General features: G+C 70.0%; 23 protein-coding genes. 8 read left to right on the top strand and 15 right to left on the bottom strand.

The window, feature by feature from the left end:
* Positions 1-273 precede the first annotated feature (273 nt).
* Both KOI35_RS42980 and paaK read left to right on the top strand, forming a co-directional pair.
* The gene (locus KOI35_RS42980) at positions 274-1,506 is read left to right on the top strand and encodes an aminotransferase class I/II-fold pyridoxal phosphate-dependent enzyme (protein ID WP_308121411.1); all 1,233 of its coding nucleotides are present in this window, start codon (positions 274-276) and stop codon (positions 1,504-1,506) included.
* Positions 1,507-1,673: 167 nt separating this feature from the next.
* Positions 1,674-2,966, top strand: a complete 1,293-nt coding sequence (gene paaK, locus KOI35_RS42975) for a phenylacetate--CoA ligase PaaK (RefSeq protein WP_215795516.1) — start codon at positions 1,674-1,676, stop codon at positions 2,964-2,966.
* Between the two features lie 42 nt (positions 2,967-3,008).
* On the opposite strand, the gene KOI35_RS42970 is transcribed toward paaK, so the two are convergent.
* Together KOI35_RS42970 and KOI35_RS42965 are read right to left on the bottom strand one after the other, a co-directional pair.
* On the bottom strand, positions 3,009-4,100 hold the full coding sequence (locus KOI35_RS42970) for a M15 family metallopeptidase (RefSeq protein ID WP_308121410.1): 1,092 nt from the start codon (positions 4,098-4,100) through the stop codon (positions 3,009-3,011).
* A gap of 156 nt (positions 4,101-4,256) precedes the next feature.
* A complete protein-coding gene (locus KOI35_RS42965; protein ID WP_215795515.1) occupies positions 4,257-4,811 on the bottom strand; it encodes a TetR/AcrR family transcriptional regulator in 555 nt (184 codons plus the stop codon).
* A gap of 94 nt (positions 4,812-4,905) precedes the next feature.
* Here KOI35_RS42965 and KOI35_RS42960 point away from each other — a divergent pair, with 94 nt between their 5' ends.
* Positions 4,906-5,844, top strand: a complete 939-nt coding sequence (locus KOI35_RS42960) for an LLM class F420-dependent oxidoreductase (RefSeq protein ID WP_215795514.1) — start codon at positions 4,906-4,908, stop codon at positions 5,842-5,844.
* Between the two features lies 1 nt (position 5,845).
* Here KOI35_RS42960 and KOI35_RS42955 read toward each other — a convergent pair whose 3' ends face one another.
* Both KOI35_RS42955 and KOI35_RS42950 read right to left on the bottom strand, forming a co-directional pair.
* Positions 5,846-6,535, bottom strand: a complete 690-nt coding sequence (locus tag KOI35_RS42955) for a hypothetical protein (protein WP_215795513.1) — start codon at positions 6,533-6,535, stop codon at positions 5,846-5,848.
* Positions 6,532-7,026: a SigE family RNA polymerase sigma factor gene (locus KOI35_RS42950; protein ID WP_215795512.1), complete on the bottom strand. Its 495-nt coding sequence runs from the start codon at positions 7,024-7,026 to the stop codon at positions 6,532-6,534. The genes KOI35_RS42955 and KOI35_RS42950 overlap by 4 nt, the downstream gene beginning before the upstream one ends.
* A gap of 237 nt (positions 7,027-7,263) precedes the next feature.
* On the opposite strand from KOI35_RS42950, the gene KOI35_RS42945 reads away from it, so the two are divergent.
* Positions 7,264-8,217: a zinc metalloprotease gene (locus tag KOI35_RS42945; RefSeq protein WP_215795511.1), complete on the top strand. Its 954-nt coding sequence runs from the start codon at positions 7,264-7,266 to the stop codon at positions 8,215-8,217.
* Between the two features lie 51 nt (positions 8,218-8,268).
* Here KOI35_RS42945 and KOI35_RS42940 read toward each other — a convergent pair whose 3' ends face one another.
* Genes KOI35_RS42940 through KOI35_RS42910 form a run of 7 tightly spaced genes read right to left on the bottom strand, consistent with a single transcriptional unit; the run spans position 8,269 to position 16,690 of the window.
* Positions 8,269-10,548: a glycoside hydrolase family 3 C-terminal domain-containing protein gene (locus tag KOI35_RS42940; RefSeq protein ID WP_246614727.1), complete on the bottom strand. Its 2,280-nt coding sequence runs from the start codon at positions 10,546-10,548 to the stop codon at positions 8,269-8,271.
* An 8-nt stretch (positions 10,549-10,556) separates the two neighbouring features.
* Complete coding sequence (locus KOI35_RS42935) at positions 10,557-11,546, bottom strand: BadF/BadG/BcrA/BcrD ATPase family protein (protein ID WP_215795510.1); 990 nt, start codon at positions 11,544-11,546, stop codon at positions 10,557-10,559.
* Positions 11,543-12,844, bottom strand: coding sequence for a family 4 glycosyl hydrolase (locus KOI35_RS42930; protein WP_215795509.1), 1,302 nt, complete (start codon positions 12,842-12,844; stop codon positions 11,543-11,545). Before KOI35_RS42930 ends, KOI35_RS42935 begins: the two co-directional genes overlap by 4 nt.
* A 2-nt stretch (positions 12,845-12,846) precedes the next feature.
* Entirely contained in the window at positions 12,847-13,590 is a 744-nt protein-coding gene (locus KOI35_RS42925) for a 6-phosphogluconolactonase (protein ID WP_215795508.1), read from the bottom strand.
* Positions 13,591-13,594: 4 nt separating this feature from the next.
* Complete coding sequence (locus KOI35_RS42920; RefSeq protein WP_215795507.1) at positions 13,595-14,407, bottom strand: carbohydrate ABC transporter permease; 813 nt, start codon at positions 14,405-14,407, stop codon at positions 13,595-13,597.
* A gap of 2 nt (positions 14,408-14,409) precedes the next feature.
* Entirely contained in the window at positions 14,410-15,342 is a 933-nt protein-coding gene (locus KOI35_RS42915) for a carbohydrate ABC transporter permease (RefSeq protein WP_246614726.1), read from the bottom strand.
* Between the two features lies 1 nt (position 15,343).
* Entirely contained in the window at positions 15,344-16,690 is a 1,347-nt protein-coding gene (locus tag KOI35_RS42910) for an ABC transporter substrate-binding protein (RefSeq protein WP_215795506.1), read from the bottom strand.
* 147 nt (positions 16,691-16,837) lie between these two features.
* Between KOI35_RS42910 and KOI35_RS49200 the strand changes: the two genes are divergently transcribed.
* Positions 16,838-17,548, top strand: a complete 711-nt coding sequence (locus KOI35_RS49200; protein WP_308121409.1) for a GntR family transcriptional regulator — start codon at positions 16,838-16,840, stop codon at positions 17,546-17,548.
* On the opposite strand, the gene KOI35_RS42900 is transcribed toward KOI35_RS49200, so the two are convergent.
* Genes KOI35_RS42900 through KOI35_RS42890 form a run of 3 tightly spaced genes read right to left on the bottom strand, consistent with a single transcriptional unit; the run spans position 17,532 to position 21,309 of the window.
* A complete protein-coding gene (locus tag KOI35_RS42900; protein ID WP_215795504.1) occupies positions 17,532-20,258 on the bottom strand; it encodes a peroxidase family protein in 2,727 nt (908 codons plus the stop codon). The two genes, KOI35_RS49200 and KOI35_RS42900, sit on opposite strands and share 17 nt — an antisense overlap.
* A 51-nt stretch (positions 20,259-20,309) precedes the next feature.
* Positions 20,310-20,489: a hypothetical protein gene (locus KOI35_RS42895; RefSeq protein WP_202997893.1), complete on the bottom strand. Its 180-nt coding sequence runs from the start codon at positions 20,487-20,489 to the stop codon at positions 20,310-20,312.
* Between the two features lie 40 nt (positions 20,490-20,529).
* Entirely contained in the window at positions 20,530-21,309 is a 780-nt protein-coding gene (locus KOI35_RS42890; RefSeq protein WP_215795503.1) for an LLM class F420-dependent oxidoreductase, read from the bottom strand.
* A gap of 97 nt (positions 21,310-21,406) precedes the next feature.
* Between KOI35_RS42890 and KOI35_RS42885 the strand changes: the two genes are divergently transcribed.
* Genes KOI35_RS42885 through KOI35_RS42875 form a run of 3 tightly spaced genes read left to right on the top strand, consistent with a single transcriptional unit; the run spans position 21,407 to position 23,915 of the window.
* A complete protein-coding gene (locus KOI35_RS42885; RefSeq protein ID WP_215795502.1) occupies positions 21,407-22,918 on the top strand; it encodes an amidohydrolase family protein in 1,512 nt (503 codons plus the stop codon).
* Positions 22,919-22,928: 10 nt separating this feature from the next.
* A complete protein-coding gene (locus tag KOI35_RS42880; protein WP_215795501.1) occupies positions 22,929-23,108 on the top strand; it encodes a hypothetical protein in 180 nt (59 codons plus the stop codon).
* Between the two features lie 60 nt (positions 23,109-23,168).
* Positions 23,169-23,915 carry a hypothetical protein gene (locus tag KOI35_RS42875; protein ID WP_215795500.1) on the top strand — a complete coding sequence of 249 codons (747 nt, stop codon included), beginning with the start codon at positions 23,169-23,171 and terminating at the stop codon, positions 23,913-23,915.
* Between the two features lie 402 nt (positions 23,916-24,317).
* Here the strand turns inward: KOI35_RS42875 and KOI35_RS42870 are convergent, their stop codons facing one another.
* A complete protein-coding gene (locus KOI35_RS42870; protein WP_308121408.1) occupies positions 24,318-25,325 on the bottom strand; it encodes a LacI family DNA-binding transcriptional regulator in 1,008 nt (335 codons plus the stop codon).
* Positions 25,326-25,990: the final 665 nt, after the last annotated feature.

The raw sequence follows: 25,990 nt of genomic DNA, 5'->3' as shown, positions 1-25,990 counted from the left end.
CGTCACCGCCTCCTGACGCCACGCCTCCGCGCGCCGTGCCTCATGAGACGTCGCTCACGACCATCGCGTTCCCGCTGAGAAGGTGGACGACCAAGCGGCGACAAACCGGACGACCGCAGGGGAGGAAAGCCACAAGACCGGCACCCCACCGCACCGCAAGAGAACTGACGGTAGCGGGACAGAGACGGGATAGCGATCGATCAGACCATTCCGGTTGATCGACGATCTCCCGGGTACGGCGTTGATGATCCAAAAACGTGAAAGGGGTACGTAGTGCCGGCCCAGACCCATGACATTGAAGACCTCCGGCTCAACAGCCGGATGTACGACGCCGTCATTGAGGAGATCGACGGCCGCCGGATCCGGATCGGACAGGACTGGCTCGTCGATTGGGCGTCCTGCAACTATCTCGGGTTCGACCTGGACGAAGAGATCATCGAGGCCGTCGAGCCACAGCTGCGCCGGTGGGGCACTCACCCCAGCTGGTCGCGCATGCTCGGCAGCCCGCGGCTCTATCCGCAGCTCGAGGAGCGCCTGACCGAACTGCTCGGCGCCGAGGACGTGCTGCTCCTCCCGACGATCTCGCAGATCCACCTGGGCGTGATCCCCGCGCTCATCGGCAAGGGCACGGTCATCATGGAGAGCCGCGCCCACCGCACCATCTACGACGGCTGCGTGTTCGCGCGCGGTCAGGGCGCGACCATGCGCCGGTTCCGCAGCGGCGACCTCGGCGAGCTCGAGACGATGTTGCAGGAGGCCACCGCCCGCCCGGTGATGGTCTGCATGGACGGCGTCAACAGCATGACCGGCGACATCCCCGACCTCAAGAAGTACGCGGCCCTGTGCCGCCAGTACGACGCCACCCTCTATGTGGACGACGCTCATGGCACCGGTGTCATCGGTGAGCGCAGCCCGATCGAGTCCTCCCCGTACGGCATGCGCGGCAACGCGATCGTCAAGCACAGCGGTGAGTCGTACGACAACGTCATCCTCGTCGGCGGCTTCTCCAAGGCGTACTCGTCGCTGCTCGCCTTCCTCGCCCTGCCGACCGCGGTCAAGAACAAGCTCAAGGTCGACGCCCCGACCTACCTCTACTCGGGCCCGTCACCGGTGGCATCGCTGGCCACCGTGATGGCCGGCCTCGACGTCAACGAGAAGCGCGGCGACGACCTCCGCACCCATCTCTACCGTCTGACCAGCAAACTTCTTTCCCACGTACGCGGGATGGGCGTCCACACCCTCAACGTCCACGACACCCCGGTCGTCGAGATCCCCATCTCCCCGGAGCACGACCTGATCGAGGTGTCGGAGCGGTTGTGGCGGGCCGGCCAGTACGTCACGCTCGCGCCCTACCCCGGCGTGCCGCGCGACGAGATCGGCTTCCGCGTGCAGCTCACCGCCGCGCACACCGAGCAGCACGTCGACGACCTCAACAGCGTGCTCACCGAACTGGCTCGCGACGGCGCGCTGCGACCCGCGATCCCCCAACAACGCCGCCCCGCATGACACCGGCGGCGGACCCCGACGAGTCACCGGTGACAGACTCCAACACGTCACCGGTGATAGAGCCTGGCACACCGGCGGCGGAACCCGGCGAGTCACCGGTGACAGACTCCAACACGTCACCGGTGATAGAGCCTGGCACACCGGCGACGGAACCCGGCAAGTCACCGATGACAGGGCTCACCACGTCACCGGTGACCGGGGCGCTGACGGAATCGATCGAGACGGCGTCACGGGACGAACTCCGGGCACTCCAGCTGGCCCGTCTGCAATGGACACTGCAACACGCGTACGGAAATGTGCCTCTCTATCGCCGTAAGTTCGACGAGGCCGGCGTACGCCCGGAAGACTGTCGCAGTCTGGACGACCTCGCGCGGTTCCCGTTCACGACGAAGCAGGATCTGCGTGAGACGTACCCGTACGGCATGTTCGCCGTCCCGCGGGAGCGGATCGCCCGCATCCACGCGTCCAGCGGCACCACCGGCCGTCCCACCGTCGTCGGTTACACCCAGGGTGACCTCGACATGTGGGCGAACGTGGTGGCCCGGTCGATCCGCGCGGCGGGCGGGCGGCCGGGCGATCGCGTCCACGTCGCGTACGGCTACGGGTTGTTCACCGGCGGCCTGGGCGCGCACTACGGCGCCGAACGCCTCGGCTGCACCGTGATCCCGGTGTCCGGCGGCATGACCGAGCGGCAGGTGCGGCTGATCGCCGACTTCGAGCCGGACATCATCATGGTGACCCCGAGCTACATGCTCACCATCGTCGACGAGATGGAACGGCAAGGGCTCGACCCGCGTGGGACGACGCTGCGGGTGGGCATCTTCGGCGCCGAGCCGTGGACCGAGGACATGCGGGCCGAGATGGAGGGCCGGCTCGGGCTGGACGCGGTCGACATCTACGGGTTGTCCGAGGTGATCGGGCCCGGGGTGGCTGCCGAGTGCGTCGAGACCAAGGACGGCCTGCACGTCTGGGAGGACCACTTCTACCCGGAGATCATCGACCCGGCCGACGGGAGCGTGTGCGCCGACGGCACGGAGGGCGAGCTGGTGTTCACCTCGCTCACCAAGGAAGCCATGCCGATCATCCGATACCGCACGCGTGACCTGAGCCGGCTGCTGCCGGGCACGGCTCGCACGATGCGGCGCATGCAACGGATCACCGGCCGCACCGACGACATGATGATCGTCCGGGGCGTCAACGTGTTCCCGACCCAGATCGAGGAGCTCATCCTGCGGGTACCCGGCCTGGCCCCGCACTACCAGTGCGTGCTCACCCGTCCGGGCCGCATGGACGAGCTCACCGTACGCGTCGAGGCCCGCCCCGGCGCGACCGCGGAGGGCCGCGAGCTGGCCGCCCTGATCAAGGAGAACATCGGTGTCACGGCCGCGGTCGAGGTGCTGCCGCCGGACGCCCTGGAACGTTCCATCGGCAAGGCGAAACGGATCGTGGACAACCGCTGACACCGCGGGGCGGGCGCCATGACGACGCCCGCCCCCGGGACTTCAGCTACCGGTGATCGACCAGTGCCACGGCTCCGACGGCAGGTTGATGAAGCCGTACGCGGCCGCGTGCGCCGACAACCACTTGAAGCCGGTCGTGTTGCGGGACAGAGTCTTGCCGTTCTGGGTGATGTCGATGGCCATGCCCAGCTCGTGCAGCGAACGGCCCGGGACGGCGGTCGGCACCCGGCAGGACGAGGACGGCGCGGTCCACACGTCGGGGCAGCCGTTGGACTTGCGCAGCTCGATCTGGCGCTCCCTCGTGCGGAACCCGCCGCCGGACAGCGTCACCCCGTTGGCCCGGGCGTCGTCGAGCATGCGCTTGAACGCGTACGCCACGTTGCGGTTGACGGTGATGCCGTAGACCTGCGTCGTGTCGGCGGTCGTGAACCCGGTCCGCGACTGGGTCACCACGTCCCGGCTGATCGCCTTGGCCTGGGTCGCCAGCGCGTACGCGGTCGGCAGCACGGCCAGCTTCTGCTGGGTCACCACGACCGCGGCCGCGGCGGCGTCCCGGTTGGCGATGGCGGTCGCGAGCGTCCCGGTCGCCGTCCGGACGTTGAGCTGCGCGGCGGTCAGGGAGGTCGCGGTCTGCCCGGCCTCGGTCTTGCGCAGGGTGAGGGTCCTGGTCGCGGCGGTGACCGCGTTCCTGGCCTTGGTCAGGGCGGCGGCGGTGCTCTTCGGCTTCTTCTTGGCGACGGCCTTGGTGAGGTTCTTCTGGGCGGTGGTCAGGGCGGTCTGGGCCGAGGTGACCCGGGCCCGGGCGGCGGTGTCGGTGCTGGTGGCGGTAGTCAGGGCGGCCTGGGCGACGGTGCCGGCGTTGGTGGCGTTGGTGACCTCGGACGTACGGGTCACCACGGTGCCCTGCTGGGTGGCGATGGTGGTGCGCAGCGTCTCGGCCACCTGCTGGCGGGTGAGGCTGCGGTACATCAGCGTGTTCCAGGTCTGCGCCACCGCGGGCGGGGCGGCCTGGGCCGGAGTCGGTGCCGCGAGAGCGCTGAGCCCGAGGGCCACCGCCGCGATCGGCAGGGTGATGGCCCGGCGGGCTCGGGCGCGGGCCTGGTGGTCCGGTCGGAGTTCCTGTCGTGTCGTCACCCCGAGAAGGCTCGGGGCGCCGGGGTGCCGGACCGGATCCGATCAGGGAGCGGCGAGGTAGCGAGGCGACGGGCGGAGGATCAGGGAGCGGCGAGGTAGCGAGGCGACGGGCGGAGGATCAGGAAGCGGCGAGGCAGCGAGGCGACCGGCGGAGGATCAGGGAGCGGCGAGGTAGCGGGCGGCCTGCACGGCGCGGGCGGCGAGGTCGTCGACCGTGTGCGCCTTGCGCGCGAAGAAGCCCTCGGCATAGAGCGAGGCGTAGCCGTGGGCCAGCGCGATGGTCGAGTCGATGAGGCTCAGCGACTCCTCGGGGCTATGGCCGCCGGCCAGCTCGAACAGCCGCGTGATCAGCGCCCGGGTCTGCACGCGACGGGCGTCGTCGGGCACCGCGTAGAGCTCGCCGGCGAAGATGACCTGAAACCCGGCTCCCGTACGGGCGACGAAGCGCACATAGACTCCGGCGCCCTCGGCCATGTCGACGGCCGTCGCCAGTTCCTCGCGCAGATCGTGGGCGGCCTGGGCCGAGACGGCGCTGAGCAGCCGCGCCCGGTCGGGGAAGTGCCGGTAGGGCGCGGCCGAGCTGACCCCGAGGCTACGGGCCACCGCGGCCACCGAGAAGTTCTGCAGCCCGCACTCGGCGAGCAGGTCGAAGCTGGCCTGGATCAGGGCGGCCCGGAGGTCGCCGTGGTGATAGCCACGTTTTTCCGACACCCGGTCCTCCCGCTTGCGACACTTGTAAGTAGGCTCTTACATTAGCAAGTGATAGGCCTCTTACATCAGACGGCTGACAAGCGCGGAGGAAGACGTGAGCATCAAGCTCGGCTACCAGATTCCGAACTTCACCTATCCCGGGGTTCCGGACATGGACCTCTTCGACACGGTCGCCGCGCAGGCGCGCGAGGCCGAGGCCGCCGGCTTCGACACCGTGCTGGTGATGGACCACTTCTATCAGCTGCCCGGCATCGGGACGCCCGACCACGCGATGCTGGAGTCCTACACGACGCTGGGCGCGCTCTCCGGGGTCACCTCGACGGTCCAGCTCTCCACGCTCGTCACCGGCAACACCTACCGCAACCCGGCGATGCTGGCCAAGACCGTGACCACGCTCGACGTGGTCTCCAAGGGCCGGGCCATCCTGGGCATCGGGGCCGGCTGGTTCGAGCTCGAGCACCACGAGATGGGCTACGAGTTCGGCACGTTCACCGAGCGGTTCGAGCGGCTCGACGAGGCCCTGAACATCATCGCGCCGATGCTCAAGGGCGAGCGCTCGACGCACGAGGGCAAGTGGTACACGACCCGTGGCGCCATGAACAACCCGCGCGTACGGCCGAACATCCCGATCATGCTGGGCGGTTCCGGCGAGCAGAAGACGTTCCGGCTGGCCGCCCGCTTCGCCGACCACATGAACATCATCTGCGACGTGACCGACCTGCCCCGCAAGGTGTCGGTGCTGCGCGAGCGGTGCGAGGAGATCGGCCGCGACCCGGCCACGCTGGCGACCAGCTTCCTGGTGATGGGCATGGTGGGCGAGACCGAGCAGGAGGCCAGGAAGCTCGGTGAGCTGATCCCGGAGGACCGGCGCAACCGGGCCTTCCTCGGCACCCCCGACCAGGTGGCCGAGCAGGTCCAGGAGAAGATCCTGGGCGCCGGCATCGACGGCATCTGCATCAACCTGGTGCCCAACGGCCACCGCCCCGGCGTGGTCTCGGCGGTCGGCGCCGCCCTCAAGCCGCTCGTCAAGTAGGTCACTTCGTCGCGGTGGCCCAATCGGCGGCCAGCGTGGGGCTGTAGTAGCGAGTGAAACCGCAGCCCCACGCGATCGGGTCGGCGAGCGGCTCGCCGCCCCAGCGCGGCATGCCGGACACCAGCATCCGGGTGCCGATCCGGTAGGCCGGGGCGTTCTCGGATGTGACATCGCCCCCGCCGGGCGCGGACATGTCCACCGCGACCGTGGCGCCGGAGCCACCCTTGAACCAGGTGTGCACCTGGAAGGTCACCGATCGCAGGTCCAACGGTGGTTGCTCGTCACGCGAGGTCTGCGCCGGGCCGATGGCCGTCACGGTGCCGTCGAAGGCGAAGGCCTGCTCGGCGAGCGTCTCGGCCGAATACTCCTTGACGCACTGCGCCGCACCGGAGGTCAGCGGGTCGCCCGGCTCGGCCCCGGCCGGCGGGGCGACCGCCGGCGCCGCCCAGGCCGGCGCGGACGAGGACGTGACCGGCGGCTGCGCCTGCGGCGGCGTGGCGTCCGGCCGGGAGACGCCGTACACGCCCGCCCCGACGATCACCGCGGTCGCGGCCGCGGCCGTCGTCGCCAGGGCCCGGCGCCGGCGATGGACCCGGCGCACCGCCGCGGCGGCCACGACCTGCTCGTCGGGGGCCGCGGCCGCGTCGGCGGCGAACAGCTCGGCCAGCTCGCGTTCGATCGACTGACTCATCGCGTCTCCCTCTGTGCGTCGATGGTCGCGGGACCGCGCAGGCTGGCCAGGGCCCGCGAGGCGGTGGCCCGCACCGAGCTCTCACTGACGCCCATGGCGGCGGCGATCGCCGCGTCGTCCAGGTCGGCGTAGTACCGCAGGACCAGCACGGTGCGGGCGCGCGGGGCGAGCCGGCTCAGCAGCATCCGCATCTGGTCCCGGGCGGCGACGGCCTCGGCCGGGTCGGCCACCGGGACGCCGGTCTCCGGGCGCAGGTCGGCGGGCCGTTCCGTCGTCCAGCGCCGACGGCGCCAGCTCAGATGCGCGTTCACCAGCATCCGGCGTACGTAAGCCTCGGGGTTGGCCGCCGCCCGAACGCGTTTCCAGTGCCGGTAGACATCGGCCAGCACGGTCTGGGCGAGATCCTCCGCCACCTGCCGGTCACCGCTCAGGGCGAACGCCAGGCGCACCAGCGACCGGCCGTACCCCGCCACGAAATCCTCGAACGACACGCCCGCTCCCGTCAGTGCTCCTCACCTTCAACGACGCATCGGCCACCGCCCCGCGCTGCACACTCTTTTTGCTAGCCCAGAAGTGCGCGTTTGTCAGCCCGCTCCCGACTTCTGTCAGCAATCGAACTCGGTCGATTTACGTTCGGCTTCCGTGCCCTAGCGTAGGGATCGGCATCGATCGATGCCGATCTGACATCGGGGGTAAAAATGCAGGTCAATCACCGATCACGGTGGCTGTTGGCCACCGCCACGTCCATCGTGCTGACCGTGGTCACCCTCCCGGGGGCCGCCCAGGCGTCCGCCGGAGCGATCATCGACCCGGACCAGCAGTACGCCTCCTTCCTGGCGGAGAAGAAGACGGACGGCAGCTGGGCGGGTTCGGCCGACCCGGGCGCCAAGGCCAAGGCTCCGGCCACCGACCTTGCCGCCTACCCCAAGCTCACCGACAAGCAGATGGACGCGATGCGGGCGGCGACGGCCAAGGCCGAGCCGGCCGACGCGGAGGCGGTGACCGTGCAGAGCGTGCAGGTCACCTCGGAGGGCACCAGCGTGACCACCTACGACCCGGCGCCGGGGTTCACGCCGGACCAGTTGGCGGCCAAGCTGCGGGCCCAGGGCAAGGCGTCCGTACGCGTCGTCAAGTCGGCGTCGACCGGCGGCGTCTCGACCAAGGCGGCCAGCGACTGCTCGTACGGCAACGCGCGGACGTGGAGCTGCCCGGTGTCGTTCTGGCGCAACCAGGGCTGGGAGGACCCGTACGTACGGTTCAACGACCACTCGGGCGCGTCGTGGCCGGTCTCCTCGGTCGTGCCGAAGTGGAACACGGTGCAGAACATCGACAGTGAGTACCGCTGGAACAGCTGCCCGGCGGTGTCCGGTTCCCGGTGCATCGACGTCTTCTCGGGCAACTACGGCGCGGGCTGGACCGGGCGGACCACGCTGTACTACGCGTCGGGTTCGTACGGCGCGTTCTCCAACTCGGGCGCCATGGTGCAGCTCAACGACTACTACGACTCGGCCGCGATCGGCGGCACCCGCAACAACACCACCACCCACGAGCTGGGCCACGCCCTGGGGCTCGGCCACAACCTCTACAGCGGCGACGTCATGTACTACGCCGCCAACAAGCGTGAGGACCTCGGCGGCCAGAACCCGGTGATGCTGGCCAGCATCTACTCGATCACCCGCTGATCTTCGCCCGCCCCGGTGCCGGCCCGCGACGTCGCGGGCCGGCACCGGCCGTCAGCGGTGGCCCTCGGTGAAGCGGGACGACTTGTGGTCGAGCAACGCCTCGTCCGGGATCAGCGGCGGCAGATCGGGGTCGTCCGGCAGAGCGAAAACCGAACGTAGCCGCAGGTCGCGGGAGGAAGCACCGACCTCGATGACGAACTCGCCGCCCTCGCGCCGCCAGGCGCCGCGCTCGCCGGTGGCGACGTCCCAGTAGGCGAAGTCGCGGCCGGCCAGCTCGAACACGACCCGCGTGCTCTCCCCCGGTTCGAGGGTCACCTTGTCGAAGCCGCGCAGTTCCCGTGCCGGCCGGCGGACCGCGGCGTCCGGGTCACCGACGTAGAGCTGCACGACCTCCTTACCGGTCACCGATCCCGTGTTGGTGACCGTGCACGAAACACGGACCGCGCCCGCGAACGCATCCACGATGGACACGTCGAGGTCGTCGTACGCGAAGGTGGTGTAGGACAGCCCGTGCCCGAACGGATAGCGGACCGCCCGGCGCAGAGCGTCGTACCAGCGGTATCCGATGAACACGCCCTCGCCGTAGAGGACCGTGCCCCGCTCCCCCGTCCAGGTCACGTAGCCGGGGGTGTCCTCGACCGCGAGGGGGAACGTCTCGGCCACCTTGCCGGACGGGTTGACCCGGCCCAGCAGGACGTCGACCACGGCGGCGGCACCGGCCTGTCCGGGCAGCCAGGCCTCGACGATCGCGTCGACCCGGTCGTGCCAGGGGTCCATGGTGACGGCCGAGCCGTTGGACAGCACGACCACCACCGGCGCCGATAGGTCGGCCAGCCGCCCGATCAGCTCGATCTGGTCGGCGGGCAGGGCCAGCGTCGTGCGATCGTCGGCCTCCTGTTCGAAGGCGAGCGGCAGCCCGGCGAAGACCACGATCACGTCGGCGCCGGCCGCGACGCCGACCGCGTCGTCGATCAGCGCGGTCGCCCGCGCGAACAGCGGGCCGGCCGCCACCCGTTCCGCCGCCGCGGCCAGGCGCAGCGCCTCGGCGAGGGCGGCCGACCGGCGGGCCGGACCGTGGCCGTCGTCGACGAATGTGGCGTCGTGCGCGGCCAGGTAGGCGGCGACGTCGTCCTGGTAGGCGTCCTTGGGCGTGTGGACGTAGCCAGGGGCGTACGCGACGCGGTCCCCGAAGGAGGAAATGAGCAGGTCGAGCGCGTTGTCGACGCGGGTCGGGTCGACGCCGGACGAGCCACCGCCCTGGATCCGGGCGTGCGCGGCGAACGCCCCGATCACCGCGATCCGCTCCGGAGAAGCGAGCGGCAGCACCCCGCTCTCGTTACGCAGCAACGTGATGCAGCCGGCCGCGGCCTCCCGGGCGAGGGCGTGGTGCTCGTCGGCGCGCAGCAACGACAACTGCTCGGACGAGAGCCGATCACCGGGCGCGACGCCGAGGTCCATGATCGGGCCGTTCACCAGGGACGGGCCCGGGTGACAAAGAGCGACCAGTCGCAGGACCCGCCGGGCGGCCGCGTCGACTATGCGTTCGTCGAGCTCTCCCGCGCGTACGGCCGCAATTATCTCTTGATCTGTCGCCCCGCCGACGCCCGGCATCTCGAGATCGAGCCCGGCGACGAGGGCGGGCACCCGGTGGTGCACCGCGTTCCAGTCGGAGACGACCACCCCGTCGAAACCCCACTCGTCGCGCAGGATCTCGGTCAGCAGCCACCGGTTCTCCGAGGCGTGCACCCCGCGCAGCCGGTTGTAGGAGCACATCACCGTCCACGGGTCGGCCGCCTTCACCACCCGCTCGAACGCGGCCAGATAGATCTCGCGCAACGTCCGGTCATCGGCCTCGACGGAGATGCGGGTCCGTTCGATCTCCTGATTGTTCGCCGCGAAGTGCTTGAGCGAAGAGCCAACCCCGACCGACTGCATTCCCCGTACGTACGCAGTACCGAGCTCGCCGGACAGCAGCGGGTCCTCGGAGAAGTACTCGAAATTGCGCCCGCACAGCGGCGACCGTTTCATGTTGACGCCCGGCCCGAGCACCACCTGCACACCCTCGGCCCGCGCCTCCTCGCCGATCGCGACCGCCACCCGGCGGACCAGGTCGCGGTCCCACGAGGCACCCATCGCCGACGCTGTCGGGAACCCGGTGGCGGGCACCCAGACCATGTCGACGCCGGTCTCCTTGCGCAGCCCGTGCGGGCCGTCGCCGACCTCGATGGCCGGGATGCCGAGCCGCTCGATCGTCTCGGTGTACCACTCGTCGTGCCCGGAGAGCAGCGACGCCTTCTCTTCCAAAGTCAGGCCGTCGATGTCGTCGATCATGGTGCCCTTCAGAGCGTCGAGAGGAAGTCGTCGGGATGGGCGCTGCGGACCCGGGCGAGCAGTTCGGGGCCGATCGCGACACCGCCCTCGGCCAGCGCGTCCAGCACCACGCCGCTCAGCGGTGAGGCGTCGGCTACCACGACCCGGGTGGCCGGCCCGAGTTTCGCGATCAGCGCGTTGCGCATCGCGGGGTGCTCCGAGGTGGCGACCGATCCGTTCAACAGCACCGGAAGGTCGCCCAATTCGGTGCCGACCCGCGCGGCACACCAGGTGGCGTAGCGGACGAACGCCGTCGCCTGCGCCTCCACCAGGCCGACCGCGACCGCATCGCCGTCGGATGCAGCGGCCAGGACGGCCCGCGACGCCTGCCACAGATCGGAGGCCGGCCGGGCCCCGAACCGGCGCGTGAAGTCGTGCCGCAGATGCCAGGCGTCCGGCACGTCGTACAGCTCGCAAAGAGCAGACGTCAGCGAGGTCGCCGGCCCGATGCCCATCCACGCCTGGCAAACAGCCTTGAGCGCCTCACCCCCGAGCCCGCCCCCGCCGAGATGGTCGAACACGAAGAAGCCGGAGTGCTCCTCCTGCCCATCAGCGGCGCGCGCCGCCACGGCCGGCCCGGTCCCGACGGTGATCGACACCGCGATCCCGGTGCCGTCGAGCAGCCGCAGCGAGGCGTACGCGTCGTTCTTGACGCTCCACCGCCCCAGGCCACCGAGCCGCTCACGGATATGCCCGTCCCAGAATTCGGCGTCCTCGGGATAGTCGACGCCGGCCATCCGGAACGCGGCCGAGACAATGTCCGACGGGGTGAGGCCGGCATCCGACAGCGCGGCGGCCACGGCGTCGAAGACCGAGGAGAGTGCTGAGGGCACTGAAGCCGCCCCGTAGATGTCGCCGTTGCCACCCCGGCCCCGGCCCAAGACGGTCCCCTCGGCGTCGTTGACGAGGGCGACCGTCTTGGAGTTTCCGGCGTCCACCGCCAGGTAGGCGCGGCTCACTTGAGCAGACGCTCCGGCAGGTAGGCGCGGTGGGCGTACGCCATCTCGTCGTACAGCTCCTCGGCGACCGCGAGCGTCGGCACCATCGGATTGGCGGCCATGGCCCGGATGCCGTCGGCGCGGTTGCCCTTCCACGCGGCCTCGGCGGCGAGGTACTGGAATTCGGCGAGTTGCTGCACCAGACCGCGTACGGCATGGGGAAGGGGTTTCTGCGGCAGCGGTCGCACACCTTGACCGTCGACGGTGCACCACATCTCCACCACGACATCGTCGTCGAAGCCGGGCAGCGCTCCCCCGGCGTTGGGCAGATTGACCGGCAGGCGGGCGCTCCTGTTGTTGTAGTAGGCGCTCATCACGTCGATCGCCAGCTCGAGCTCGTGGATGCCGCCGCGCGAACGAGCGGGGTCGAGCGAGGGAACCTCGACGTTCATCTGCTCCTCGTAGTGCTGCCAGTAGCCGGGCAGCGCCGCGAGGAGGTCTTCGGCGCGGGTGGTGCGGGCGCCCTGCAGTTCGCGCAGCACCTCCTCGCGGAAGTAGTAGTACTGGAAGTAGTCGGCCGGCACCGATCGCATCGCCACGGCCAGCCGCAGCATCCGCTTGGCGTGCACGCTGAGCGTCGGATCGTCGCGGCGCGCTTCCCAGGCCGCGTCGAGCAGGGGCATGAGATCCTTCCCCTCGTACGTGTGCTCGACCGACCAGATGTTGTGATTGATGCCCGACATGACGATGTCGGCCTTCGCGGGGTCCAGTCCCGCGGCGTGGAGCACGGTCTTGGGGAAGACGATCGGGCCCTCGCACATCGACCAGATCGTGCGGTCGGTGAAGCGGGTGACCGCCTGCGACACGATGTTGACCGGGTTGGTGTAGTTGAAGATGACGGCGTTCGGCGCCACCGCGTCGAGGTCGCGGATGATGTCCTCGTAGATGTGGATCGACCGTAGCGCCATGAAGAAACCGCCCGGTCCCTGCGTCTCCTGGCCGATCACGCCGTGTTTGAGCGGGATCCGCTCGTCCAGGGCGCGGGCGGCGAAGTTGCCGGGGCGGAAGCTGGCCAGCACGGCGTCGGCGTCGGTGAGCGCGGCCCGCCGGTCGGTGGTCGACGAGATCCGGATGTCCAGGCCCTGCGACCGGGCGATCTTGCGGGCGATGGTCTCGACGGCGTGCAGGCGGTCGGGGTCGACGTCCTGGATGACGATCTCGGAGCCGTCGAACTCCTTGCCGTGGGCCAGGATCGACGCCATCGTCCCGGCGCCGCGCGACGATCCGCCGCCGATGTAGACGAGCTTGATTCCTGCCATGGTCAGTTGCCTCCAACAGCCGCGTGGTCCGCGATGAGCGTGGGGTTCTTGCATTCGACGACGACGGTGGCCGGCCAGTCCGGCTCATAGGCCCCGGCCCGGCTGATCCGGTTGTACGCCGCGTGTTTGTGCGCCCCGCAGACGATCATGATGACCTCGCGGGACAGTCCGGCGATGGTGTCAACGCCGACCGTCACCCCGTGGGTGGGCACCATGTCGAGCCGGGTGAACTCGGGGAAGGTCCCCATGTTGTCGCGCCGGGTGGCCTCGCCGAGCGGGGTGACATGCGTACGGGCGTCTCGGGGTGTGCCCGGCTGGTTGAACGCGATGTGACCGTCACCCGCGCCGCTGGCCAGCAGGAACAGGTCGATCCCGCCGGCCGCGTCGATGGCCTCGTCGTAGCCCGCCGGGTCGGCCGGGTCGGGCACCCAGATCTCGTTCGACGCCCCGAGCGGCCCGGCGATCTCGCGCTGGGCGAAACCCAGGCACGAGTACGGCAGTTCGGGCGCGACCCGCTGGTCGCCGTCGAGGTAGTCGTCCATCATCACGATGACCAGCCGGGACAGGTCGGCGCCGGCGGCCGCGTGCCGGGCCAGGGCCCGGTAGACCGGCATCGCAGTCCGGCCGCTGGGACAGCCGAGCAGGAACGGCCGGTGGCCGGTCGCGGCCAGACGGTCGAGGATCGTCGCCGCCACCGCGTCACCGACGGCGTCGGTGTCCGGCAGCACAAGGGGTTGGAGAGCCACGGTGTTACTCCTTGATCGCGCCGGCCAGCATTCCGGAGATGAATTTGCGCTGGAAGACGACGTAGAGGGCGAGGACCGGCGCGGCGACGATGAGACCGCCGGCGGCCATCAGGTTGATCTGGGTGACGTACTTGCCCTGGAAGACGCCGAGGGCGACGGTGGCCGTCTGGTTGTCCCCGTGCAGGAACACCAGCGAGAGGAAATAGTCGTTCCAGGTCCACATGAAGCTGAGCAGGATCAGCGTGTAGATGGCGGGCCGGGCCATCGGCGCCGCCATCGAGCGCAGCATCCGCAGCGGTCCGGCCCCATCCAGTTCGGCCGACTCGAACGCCGAGCGCGGCAGGGCCCGGAACGCGGCCCGCATCCAGAAGATCCCGAACGGCACACCCATGCCGAGGTGGATCAGGATGATGCCGGGCAGCGAGTTGGTCAGCCCGAACGTCCGGAACTGGTAGTAGAGCGGCACGATGATGGCCTCGAGCGAGATCATCATGCCGAGCAGGACGACCGGGAAGAGCCACTTGTCCCCGGCCACGCCGAGCACCCCGAAGGCGTACCCGCCGAGCAGGGCCAGGATGACCTGGCCGGCCACCACGCAGACGGCCACGATCAGCGAGACGGTCATGGCCCGCGAGAAGTCGGCGTCGCGCCAGGCGGTGGCGAAGTTGTCCCAGGCGAAGTCGGAGAAGCCGACCGGCTTGCCCGAGCGGTCGGGGCTCAGCGCCGCGACCAGGAACGTGCCGACCGGGAAGAGCACCAGCACGGCCAGGATCGTCAGGATCACGTAGTTGAACGCGCGTTCCATCCTCGAGATCACGATCAATCCCTTTCCGATACGCGGGTGATGACGATCGCGATGATCAGGCAGAGGATCGCCATCACGACGCCGATCGCGGCGGCCAGGCCGACCTGCGGGTTCTGGAACGCGGCCTTGTAGAGCGCCACCGCCGGAGTCAGCGTCGAGGTGCCCGGGCCGCCGTGGGTGGTGACCCAGACCAGGTCGAAGGTGCGCAGCGCGGCCGTGATGGTGAGCGTCAGCGCGACCGCCATCTGGCCTCGCAACCCGGGCAGGGTCACCGCGAAGAACTCCTTGACCGGTCCGGCGCCGTCGATCCGGGCCGCCTCGTACAGCTCCGGGGCGATGGCCGACGTTCCGGAGATGAACAGCACCATGCAGAACCCGAAGGTGACCCAGGTGCCGATCATGCCGAGCGCCGGCAGCGCCCAGGTGAAGTCGCCCAGCCACGTCTTGGCGAAGGAGCCCAGGCCGACCGCTTCGAGCGCGGTGTTGAGCGGGCCGTCCGGCGCGTAGATCCGCTTGAACACCAGGGCGATGACCACGGTCGTCATCACCTGGGGCAGGAAGAAGATCCAGCGGTAGACGGCCATGCCCGGCTGCTTGGCCCGGGTCAGCAACGCCGCCGACAACAGGCCGAGCGCGATCGGCAGCAGCGCGAAGAAGCCGATCAGGACGAGCACGTGGCCGAACGTCGAGCGCAGCACCGGGTCGGTCAGGAACGTCTTGTAGTTGTCCAGGCCGGCCCAGGTCGACGCGCTGACCCCGTCCCACTGGTAGAACGAGAACTGCACCGACTGGGCCAGCGGGACGAGCACGACGAGCGCGTAGACGGCCAGCGGGAGGGCGGCGAAGCCGAGACCGATCCACCGGTTCCGGCGCCGCGGCCGGGCGCTCTTCTGGTGCGTGGTCGGCTCACTCACCGGAGTAGGCGTGCCGGTCGCGGTGGCGGTCATGTCAGCTCTGCCCGGCCAGGAAGGCGTCGCGGTCCTTGTCGACGGCCGCGGTGAACTTGTCCGGCGTCATCTTTCCCGCGTACACCAGCTGAAGATTCTGGCTGATGGTGTCGAGCATCGTCGGGCTGGACCAGTCGAAGTAGGGCACGTAGCCGTCGTCGGAGTCGAGCGTCGCCGCACCCTTCGACTCGTCGGTCAGGCTGAGCGACGTGGCGGGCACCTTGACGTCGGGCGACAGCGCCGGCACCAGGCCCCGGTCGGCGGCCAGCTGACCGGTCTCGGGCGACATCAGGAAGTCGAGGAAGGCGGCCGCCACGTCCGGGTTCTTGCTCTTGGACGAGATCACCATGGCCCCCGGCGCGGCACCGACGCCGACCGTCCCGCTGCCGCTCGCCTGGGCCAGCTGCAGGTAGCCGTACTTGCCCTGCTTGGCCGCGTCGAGACCGAGCGAACCGGTGTACTCCCACCGGAACACGCCCTTGCCACCCACGTAGTTGGCGACCGCGGTCTGGTAGTCGATGCCCTCGAACTTGGGCGGGAAGTATCCGGCGTCGGCCCACTTCTTGGTCAGCGTGATGGCGTCGGTCATCCCGATGTCGCCCGCCTTGATCGAGGCGTCGCCGTAGATGTAGTCGTTGAGCTTCTTCTTGTCGGCCAGCATCGCCTGCGTACCGAGCAGGATGGTGGTCGAGCCGTCCAGACTCCCGTACTCGAACGGAATCTCGCCCGCCGCCTTGGCCTTGGCCGCCGCCGTCTCCAGGTCGGCCAGCGTCTTGGGCGGCTCGAGGCCGAGCGACTTGAGCTTGTCGGCGTTGTAGTAGAGGCCGATCAGCGACGTCCGGGCCATCGGGGTGGAGAACCACGACCCGGTGCCCATGGTCTTGAAGTCGCCGCTGAACTGGTTCTGCCGGGCGATCGTGGTCGGCACTTTCTTGTCCCAGCCATAGGCTTTCGCGTACGCGTCCAGGTTGCGCACCAGACCGCCCTTGGCCAGGGTGCCGAGCGACTGCCAGCCGTTGTTCGCGGTCGCGATGTCCGGCCCGCTGTCGTCCTGCAGCTGCAGGTTGAGGGTCGAGTTGAGCTGACCCCAGTCCTCGTTGGTGCGCTGGATCGTGACGTTCGGGTACTTCTTCTGGAAGTCGGCCACGACCTGCTTGATCCACTCGCCCTCGGCGCCGCCCCAGAAGTCGGTCAGCTTGAGGGTCACGTTGCCGGCCTTGGCGACATCGGTGGACACCGTGTCCGGGGCCTTGGTGGCATCGGTCGCGCTGGTGCCACTGCCCGGGGAGCAGGCGGTCAGGCCGAGCGCGAGCAGAGCCGCGACCATTCCCGCTTTATAGATCTTCATAGGTGCACTCCGTTGTGTCTCTGGCCTCGCCCGGTGGGATCGCGTGGCCGATCTCCGGACACTAAGCCTTCCTATACCAGTTAGTCCAGTACTGAACCAGAAACGAGAACTGGTCCCACCAATGAGCTAACTGGTACAGTGCTCGCCGTGACCGCTTCGACGCAGGCCTACGAGCAGCTGACTCGCGACCTCACCGTCGGCCGCTACGCCCCCGGCACCCGGCTGCCCGGTGAGCGCGACCTGGCCGGTTTGCTCGGGGTCAGCCGGGCCACGCTGCGCCTGGCGCTGAGCCGGCTCGAGTCCGAGGGGGTGCTGCAGCGGTCGGCCCAGCGCGGCTGGTTCGTGCCGACCCAGGTGCTCGGCGAGCCGCCCAGCACGCTGCAGTCGTTCACCGAGATGGCCCGGGCGCGGGGGTTGCGGCCGACCGCGCGGGTCATGGTGCAGGAGGTCCGCCCGGCCTCCCTCGACGAGGCGGCCAAGCTGCGCATCGCGCCCGCGGCTCCGGTGCTGCAGATCGACCGGCTGCGCGGCATGGACGGCACACCCGTCTGCTACGACGTCGTGATCCTGCCCGCCCTGGCGCTTCAGGACTCCGACCTGACCGACAAGTCGCTGTACGACGAGCTGCGCGAGCGATGCGGCATCGAAGTGCACCGCAGCGCGTACACGCTGGTCGCCGAGAGCGCCGACACCGAACTGGCCCGGCTGCTGGGCATCACCGCGGGCGCACCGGTGCTGGTCGGCGACGAGGTCGCGTACACGGCCGACGGCACCCCGGTGCTCATCGGGCACAACAAATACCGCGGCGACGCCTACCGGTTCGAGGCCGACCTGTTCCGGGTCAGCTCCAGGGCTTGAAGGCGTTCTCCCCCGGCGCGAGTCCCGGGCAGTGCCGCCGGATCAGGTCGCTCATCGTCGTCGCCGCGATGTGGTCCAGGCCGAACTGGGTGTAGATCTCGGGCCGGTAGTCGGCGGTCAGGAACCGGTCGCTCTGCAGCCGCCGTGACGCCATCAGGATGAAGACGCGGAACGCCGTGTCGGAGAAGCCGAACCCCTCGGGCGGCGTCTCGGCGAACAGCCCGACCATCGTGTCGACCTCGTCGATGCTGCGGTAGACGGCCTTGAGCTTCGCCACCGACGCGGGGTCCGCGGTCAGGTCTTCCCACCGCGTGATCCGGGGCAGGTGCAGGGCGGCGCGGAAGTCGTTGTAGCGCGGCACTCCGCGCATCCGGGTGCGCACCAGGTCGACCACCGACAGGTCGACCAGTTCGCCCTCGCGTTCCAGGTTGAGCAGTGCGAGGGGATAGTTGTGCAGCGTGATCGCGCCCGGGTGGGCCGTGCCGAACGAGTGCAGCACGTTGCCCAGGCCCAGCTCGCGCAGCTCGTCGTCGGCCTTGTTTCCCAACAGCTCTTCGAACTTGCGCGTTCCGATATCCTGACCGTCCGGTGTGGAGAATGCGTAGTCGTCCGGGATCAGCGGGTGCATGCGGTAGACGGTGACGAAGTCCTCGGTCAGCGAATAGGGCGTCCCGTGGTGGTCGGGCGTCGTCTTCGGAATGCCGTGCAAGGCATTGGCATCCGTCAGCCAGAGACCGATCCGACTCAGAAGATCGTTTGCCGGTACGCCGTTCCAGTTGACGTTCATGCCACGCTCGAGCACCTTGGTGGCCAGGATCGCCGGCGTCCACTCGACCGTGTGGATCTTCGCGATCATCGCCGCCACGATGAGCCGGGCGGTCTGATAGACGCGCTCTTCGTCCCAGTCGGGATTCCTTTTCGTGAGCTCGTCGCACATCGCGTTGTGCTCGCGGGCGAAGAGCGTGTGCATGCTGCTCAGACCCAGCCACCAGGCCTCGTTGAAGCCGGTGATCTCGGAGCCGGCCACGTCGACCGGCAGATAGCCCTCGGGGGTCAGCCGGATCTTGGCGCCGTCGCGCAGCTCGCGGGCCTTGGCCGTGTTCGTGCCGTAGACCTCGGAGCCGTCCCACCAGTGCGAGGCGACGTTGCCGGTCCCGATGTTGCCACCGATGCGCATCTCGGGTTCGAGCGGCCCGCCTGGGGTGTTGACCCAGCCGGGCACACCGGGCGGTAGCGGGACGCGGACGTCGTCGACGCCGAGCGGGTGCCGCTGGTGCACGACCCAGTCGTGGACCTGGAACTGGATCCAGGTCGCGGCCAGGATGTTCAGCGACGTGGCGGGGCGGAACGTGTCGCGGCGCAGCAGTTCGCGGCTGACCACCAGCGGGTTGGGCTCGTTGGCCAGCTCCGGATGAGGCATCGCGGGGACGTTGCGGCCGAACGCGGCTCCTACAGCGCCCATCTCGGGCGCGGACAGGTCGTTCGCGCGGCCCTCGTGCGTACGGAAAACTCTCTCGTCCTCGCTCGGTGGAACCGGGACATCGCGCACCCGGGGCGGCGCCTCCCGGGTCTCGGTGTCGATCAGATTGTCGCGGCGCAGCACGTCACGCAGGGCGGCCAGGTTGAGCAGAGCCAGGGAGTCGGGCAGCCGGTGCCAGGGCCGGAACCGGTTGACCACGCCGAAGATCGAGACCATGGCCGCACTGGCGATCCGGTTGCGGGCGGGCACATCGGTCAGCCAGCGTTGCCGGTCGCGGTGGGCGGCACTGGCGTCGTAGGCGACCTTGCGGACCCGGTTCAGATTGCCCAGCGGCCGGAACTCCTCGGTGGTGTTCCACGGGTTGAAGCGCATCGCGTGGACAACCGCGTTGTCGCAGGATCCGGCCCGGATGGTGAGGGTGGCGATCGGTTCCGGTTTCGCGTGTTCCGAGCGCCAGTCGACCGCGGCGTCCTCGATCGGTGTCTCCTCCGGACTCCGGAACCGCTGCACGCAGAGTTCGAAGCGTACGTCTCCTGTGCGGAGCCGCTCCCCCATCTCGGCGGTGAGGAAATCCGGCCCGTCGGCCACCTCTACTTTGGCGTTCTCGAGAGGTCGCAGCAGGTATTGGACCGCGTGCTCGCCGCCCCACGTGATCGGGGTGCGACTCCAATACGTCTCGGTGGCCACGCTGTCGATCCGGCGGCGGGCGGCCAGGACGTTGCGGGCCATCCGGATCGTCTCGTCCGGGCCGAGCACGAAGGCCAGCCGGACCAGGCCCAGGTAGCGGCCGAGCCCGCCGCCCGCGGTGGCCAGCGCGAACTCGGCGAACTGGCGGGCGTCGCGGGCGTGCGAGACGGGCGCGTTGGTCATCAGCAGGTCGTGCTGCTCATCCGGGGATGCGGCTATCCGCAGGGCGGCCCCACGAAGGTCGGGCTCACGATCGTCGAGGATGCGGCCTTCGGCGTTGCTGAACCGCACCGACGTCCGGTAGACCGCGCCGGGCTGGGCGAAGCCCACCCGCAGCTCAGCCGGGAGGTCGTCGCGGAATCTGAGCTCGGCGTCGTCCACCGCGTACGTGCCCTTGGCCTGGAATCCCGCCTTGACGGGCCGGCCGTTCTTGAGCTGTGTCTGCATGATCTGGACGGCCATGTGCTCGAACAGCCGCCGTTCGGCCTCGGGCGAGCCGCCCAGGTAGACCTCGCGCCACAACACCCCGGTCCCCGTTGTCATCGCAACACTATGGACCTCCGGGGGCCGGGGGTGCTGTCGGCTATCGGCCTCTTAGGCCGGTTCTGGTACGCCGCCGGGCTCGGGCGCGGGCTCCGTGGGTACGGGTGACGGCTCGGCCGGCGGGGGCGGCAGCGGGTCGGGGCTGCCCGGTTCGAGCTCGCCCGGGTCGTCCGGGATGGGCGCGCCCGGGTCGAGCGGCGGGTATTTGTCCGGATCAGACGGGATGCTCATGCCCCGCGTCGTACCCGCGTGATCTTTCGTCAAACCCGCTTCACCCGTTGACGGCGTCCCGCCACACCACCCATTCGCGCAGCTCATCGAGGTTGTAGTCGGGGCCCCCGACGCCCACCGTGAACAACGAGGCGCCCAGGTTGAGCAGCTCCGGGCCGGAATCGGCAGGCTTTCCCCGTACGCCGGTGGAGATCTCGATCTCGCCCGGATCACGGCCCACGTCGGCGCAGTGCTGTCGCAGGATGCCGGTCTTGCGCTCGAGCGTCTCGGCGTCGCCGAAGCTGTGCCAGATGTCGGCGTGCCTGGCCACCAGACGCAGCGTCTTCTTCTCGCCGCCGCCACCGATCAGCACCGGGATCTTGCGGGTCGGGGCCGGGTTGAGCTTGCCGAACCGCGACTCGATCCGCGGCAGGTCCTCGGCCAGCTTGTCGAGCCGGCCGCCGGCGGTGCCGAACTCGTAGCCGTACTCCTGGTAGTCCTTCTCGAACCAGCCCGAGCCGATGCCCAGGATGAGGCGCCCGTCGCTGATGTGGTCGACGGTGCGGGCCATGTCGGCCAGGAGTTCCGGGTTGCGGTAGCTGTTACAGGTGACCAGGGCGCCGATCTCGACCCGGGACGTCTGCTCGGCCCAGGCGGCCAGCATCGTCCAGCATTCGAAATGGGCGCCCTCGGGCTCGCCGTACAGGGGATAGAAGTGATCCCAGTTGAACAGCACGTCGACGCCGAGCTCCTCGGCCTCGGCGGCAGTGCGGCGGATGGTCTGGTAGTCGGCGTGCTGCGGCTGGAGCTGCAGGCCGATGCGGACGGGCCTCGAAGTCATGATCGCCAGCCTATGCCGGGAAGACAGGTACTGGGCCCACCCCTTTCGGGGTGTCATCACCCGTGGCCGGGGACCTGCCCCGGACGACGATCACCTCATGGGAATCACACGACGCACTCTGCTGTCCATTGTCCCGGCTGCGCCTCTCGCTTCCTTGGCCGGCGGCCCGGTCACCGGTGTCACCGCCATCACCGGGGTGACCGTCATCGACGCGGACGGGCGGCGGCGGGGCCAGACCGTCCTCGTCCGCGGGGATCGCATCGTCGACGTGGGACGGGTGTCCGTGCCGCACGACGCGCGGGTGGTCGACGGGCGGGGCAAGTTCCTCATCCCCGGACTGGCCGACATGCACTCGCACGCGACCGGCATCGACCCCACCGACCCCGAGCTGTACGTGGTCAACGGCGTCACCACGACCCGGGAGATGTCCGCCAACGAGCCGGCCCGGGGCTGGCAGCGGGAGATCGACAGCGGGAACCGGATCGGACCACGCTGGATCATCGGCAGCGCGATCGTGGACGGCGCACCCTCACTGTGGGAGGGCATCGGGGTCCCGTACGTGTCGGTGGCGAACGCGGCCCAGGCCCGCGCGGCGGTGCGGGAGCAGGCGTCGGCCGGGGCGGCGTTCATCAAGACGTACACCCGCCTCAACCGCGAGTCGTTCCACGCCATCGCGGCCGAATCGCACCGCGCAGGCTTGCCGTTCCTCGGCCACGTCCCCGACTTCGTGCCGGTCACCGAGGCCGCCGACGCCGGGCTGCACACGATCGAGCACCTGTTCGAGTTCTGGTACGACACGTCCCGCGACGAGGCCCGCCTGCGCCGCGAGATCGCCCGGATCAAGGTGGCCGGCGGCGATTACGCGGGCTGGTTCACCGGGCTGCACCCGGTCGAGTACGCGGCCGCCCGCACCTACGACCGCGACAAGGCGGCCCGCGTCTTCGAACGCCTGGCCCGCAACGGAACCCGCGTCACGCCGACCCTGACCGTGCACTGGACCTGCGACACACCCCAGGACGTACCCATGGACGACCCGCGCTTCCGCTACTTCAGCGCGGACATGATCGCGTACTGGAAATGGGCCACCGACCTGTTCTACCTCAAGGGCCGCACGGCCAAGGAGAGCGCCGAACGACGCGAGCTGTTCACCCGGCGTCTGCACCTGGCCGGCGAGCTGGCCCGGGCCGGCGTGCCGCTGATGACCGGCACCGACCTCGGCACGTCCTACCTGATGCCCGGCTTCAGCGTCCACGACGAGCTGAAACTGCTGGTCCGCGCGGGCGTGACGCCGTTGCAGGCGCTGCGGGCGGCGACCCTCGAGCCCGCCCGCAGCCTGGGCCGCCACGACGCCGGCACGATAGCCCGGGGCAAGGTGGCCGACCTGGTCCTTCTCGACGCCGACCCGCTGACGGACATCTCGCACACCACCAAGATCAACAGTGTTCTCGTACGGGGCACGCTGGTCGACTCCGCCGCCCGCCACCGGATGCTGGCCGACATCGAGGCCGCCGCCCGGAGCAGGCCCGCCTCGGGCGCTGTTCCCGTTGCCGCCGGTTGCGCCTGCCATTCTCCGCGTGTTGCGGTGGGCGGTTCATCGACCAGCCGTTAGGGTGGGACGCATGGTGATGAGGGCGCTACTGACGCTTCTCGCCGCCGTCTTCCTGCTCCGCCGGCCCGCTCCGGTCCTGGTGTCCACGGCGGCGGTCCCGCCGCCGCCGGCCGACCGCACCCCGATTCTTCGCGCGCAGTTCACCGCGGGTGTCCGCGGCTCCCGCGCTCCCCCGTTCGCGACCGTCTGACCGTCCGCTCGCGGGTGGTCACAGTGACCATCGACGACGCTCGCGAACGGAAGTCCTGTCATGAACACGGTTGCCGAACTGATGCTGGCCGACCCCAAGCCCATGGCCATCTGGGCCATGCTGATCCTGCTCACCTTCCCGGCGTTGCTGATGCTGGGCAGCCCCGAGGCGATGCGCCGTCCCGGCCGGATGATGCGCGACCTGGTCGCCGCGCTGCTCGGTGACGAGCTCGAGCGCGACGAGCAGGATCATTTCGCTTCGGAGGTACGCGTCGCAGCCGAGCGCGCGGCGGCCGGGGCGCAGCGGTGGCGCGAACTGTGGGAACAGTCCGAGACCGCGGTGGCCGACGCCTACCAGGCCTGGCTCGACGCCGACGCTCGCCTGCGGGCGGCGACCTCGGCCGCGGCCTGGGGCACGCCCTGGTCGGTGCGGACGTGCGAGGAATACGCGGCACGCGAGCGTTTCCTGCACCGCACGGTCTCGTCCGCGGCCGCCCGCGGTGATCTCCCGCCCACCGCCGTCGCCGACGCGCTGGCCGGCCGCAACGGCTGGGACGCCCGCCTGCACCCGGTCGACCAGGAGTTGGTCATCGCCCGCGCCTCGGTCGCGTGGCTGCGGCAGCGCTACGAGGCGGCCCGGCTCACCGAGCAGCGCACGTGGCACGACGCCGAGCTGTCCCGCCGCACCGCCGCCAGCCTGGCCGACGAGGCCCGCACCGCCGCCGCCTCGCCGAGCGTCACCGCTCGCGGTCCCCGTGCCCGAGCCGCGATCGTCGCGGCCCGTCGCCGCGCCGCAGTGCCCGCCTGAGTCGCAGTCGATCGCTCCTACGGCGTGACGTGCTACCGCGGCCTGCGCGGCACCAAACCGTCCCCACCACTCGCGTGTCCCGCACCCGAACCGCGATCGTCGCGGCCCGTCACCGCGCCGCAGTACCCGCCTGAGGCGCCGTCGATCGCCCTTACGGCGTCACGTGCCACCGCGGCCTACACGGCCTCCAAACCGTCCCCACCACTTGCGCGCCCCGTACCCGAGCCGCGATCCTCGCAGCGCCGCAGTGCCCGCCCGAGTCCCTGTCGACCGCTCGTACGGCGTGACGTGCTACCGCGGCCTGCGCGGCACCAACCGTTGGCATCGCGTAGGCATGCGCGGTCGGTCAATGATTCGACGGACGTTCCGGCGTCAACATCGAGCGTCCCCGCGGAAGCGGGCTCACCGTTGCGGTGGCGGGGCGGTCGTGCCGCGGATCACCAAGCGGGGTGAGATGACGGCCGCGCGAACCGGGTCGGGCGTGCCGTGCGCGCGAGCCAGCGCCCGGTCGACGGCCTGACGGGTCATCTCGGGAACGTTCTGGGCGATCGTCGTCAGGTTCACGTGGGCTAGACGGGCCAGGCTGCTGTCGTCGAAGCCGACCACACTGATCGACTCGCGCCCGGTGAGCCCGAGCCGGTTGAAGACGTCGAGCACCCCGGTCGCACAACGGTCATTGAAGACGGTCACGGCGGTGGGCCGGTCGTCCGGACCCGAGGTGCCGAGCAGGAGTGACCGGGCCGCCTCGGCGCCGTCCTCCTCGGTCAGCCCGCCGGGGACGATCTCGATATGTGCGGTCAATCCGTGACGGCGCATCGCGGCACCGTAGCCCCGGCGGCGGTCGGCGGCTCCCGGGGCCCGACCGCCGTCGATGAGCGCGATGCGGCTGTGCCCCAGGGCGACCAGGTGATCAACAGCCAGGCGCAGACCCTCCGCGTCGTCCGTGCGGACGACGTCGAGATCGGTAACCCGCACCGACCGCGCCAGGACAACCACGGGCATGCGTGCCGCAAGGCCGCCGAGGGACGCCGCCGTCGACTGGGGACCGAGCAGGATCAAGGCTTCGCAGCGGTCCTGCAGGAGGCTCGCGATCGCGGCGGCCTCGTCCCGCTCAGCGGTGACCGCGCTCAGGGCCAGTTCATAGCCGGTCTCGCGGGCCGCGGTGTAGAGCCCCGTGACCAGGTCGGCGTGGAACGGGTGCTGAATGCCGAACACCACGCCGAGCAGCCGGCTCCGGCCACTGCGCAGAAGCCGGGCCCGGCTGTCCGGGTGATAGCCGAGCTCGCCGGCCGCCTCGAGCACCCGCCGCCGGGTCTCCGGGCTCGCCCCCGGCTCGTCCCGCATGACCAGGGAGACCAGCGACTTCGAGACGCCGGCCCGGGTCGCCACGTCGGCCAAGGTGGGTCGCACGAGCGCATCGTAGCCATCCAGCCTGGAACGTTCCAGTCCTCCCGCAGGCGTTGTCGCAAATCCTGGAACGTTCCAGGCCGCCACCTTGACCGAAGCGGCGCCGCCGGACACTCTGCGAGGGTCACCTGGAACGTTCCAGGATGGGCGAGCCGTTCCGGCGCTGTCACGGCTGGCGGCTCGCCCAACACCTCCGCAACGAACGGGAGGACAGGCGGTCGCACAACCTCCGATCGACAATGGCCCGGTGATTGCCGCTTCGCATTGATCAGCCGCTGTTGCTCCCTCCGCAGCGGCGTAAAGATCAAGCGCAGGTCGCCACGCCACACGGGGGCCGACCGGAAGCCGACATGTCGGCGGCACGCACGACCAGCTTGCCCTCGGAGCCGGCCGGACGCCGACGTGCCGGCAGCACGCACGACCGGCATGCCCTCGGAGCCGGCCGGACGCCGACGTGCCAGCAGCACGCACGACCGGCATGCCCCCGGGGCCGACCAGACGCCGACATGCCAGCAGCACGCACGACCGGCATGCCCCCGGGGCCGACCAGACGCCGACATGCCAGCAGCACGCACGACCGGCATGCCCCCGGGGCCGACCAGACGCCGACATGCCAGCAGCACGCACGACCGGCATGCCCCCGGGGCCGACCAGACGCCGACATGCCA

Source organism: Paractinoplanes bogorensis (assembly GCF_018829635.1).
Taxonomy (GTDB): Bacteria; Actinomycetota; Actinomycetes; order Mycobacteriales; family Micromonosporaceae; genus Actinoplanes; species Actinoplanes bogorensis.
The sequence above is the reverse complement of the archived record's forward strand: the minus strand, read 5'-3'. Positions and strand labels throughout refer to the sequence as shown.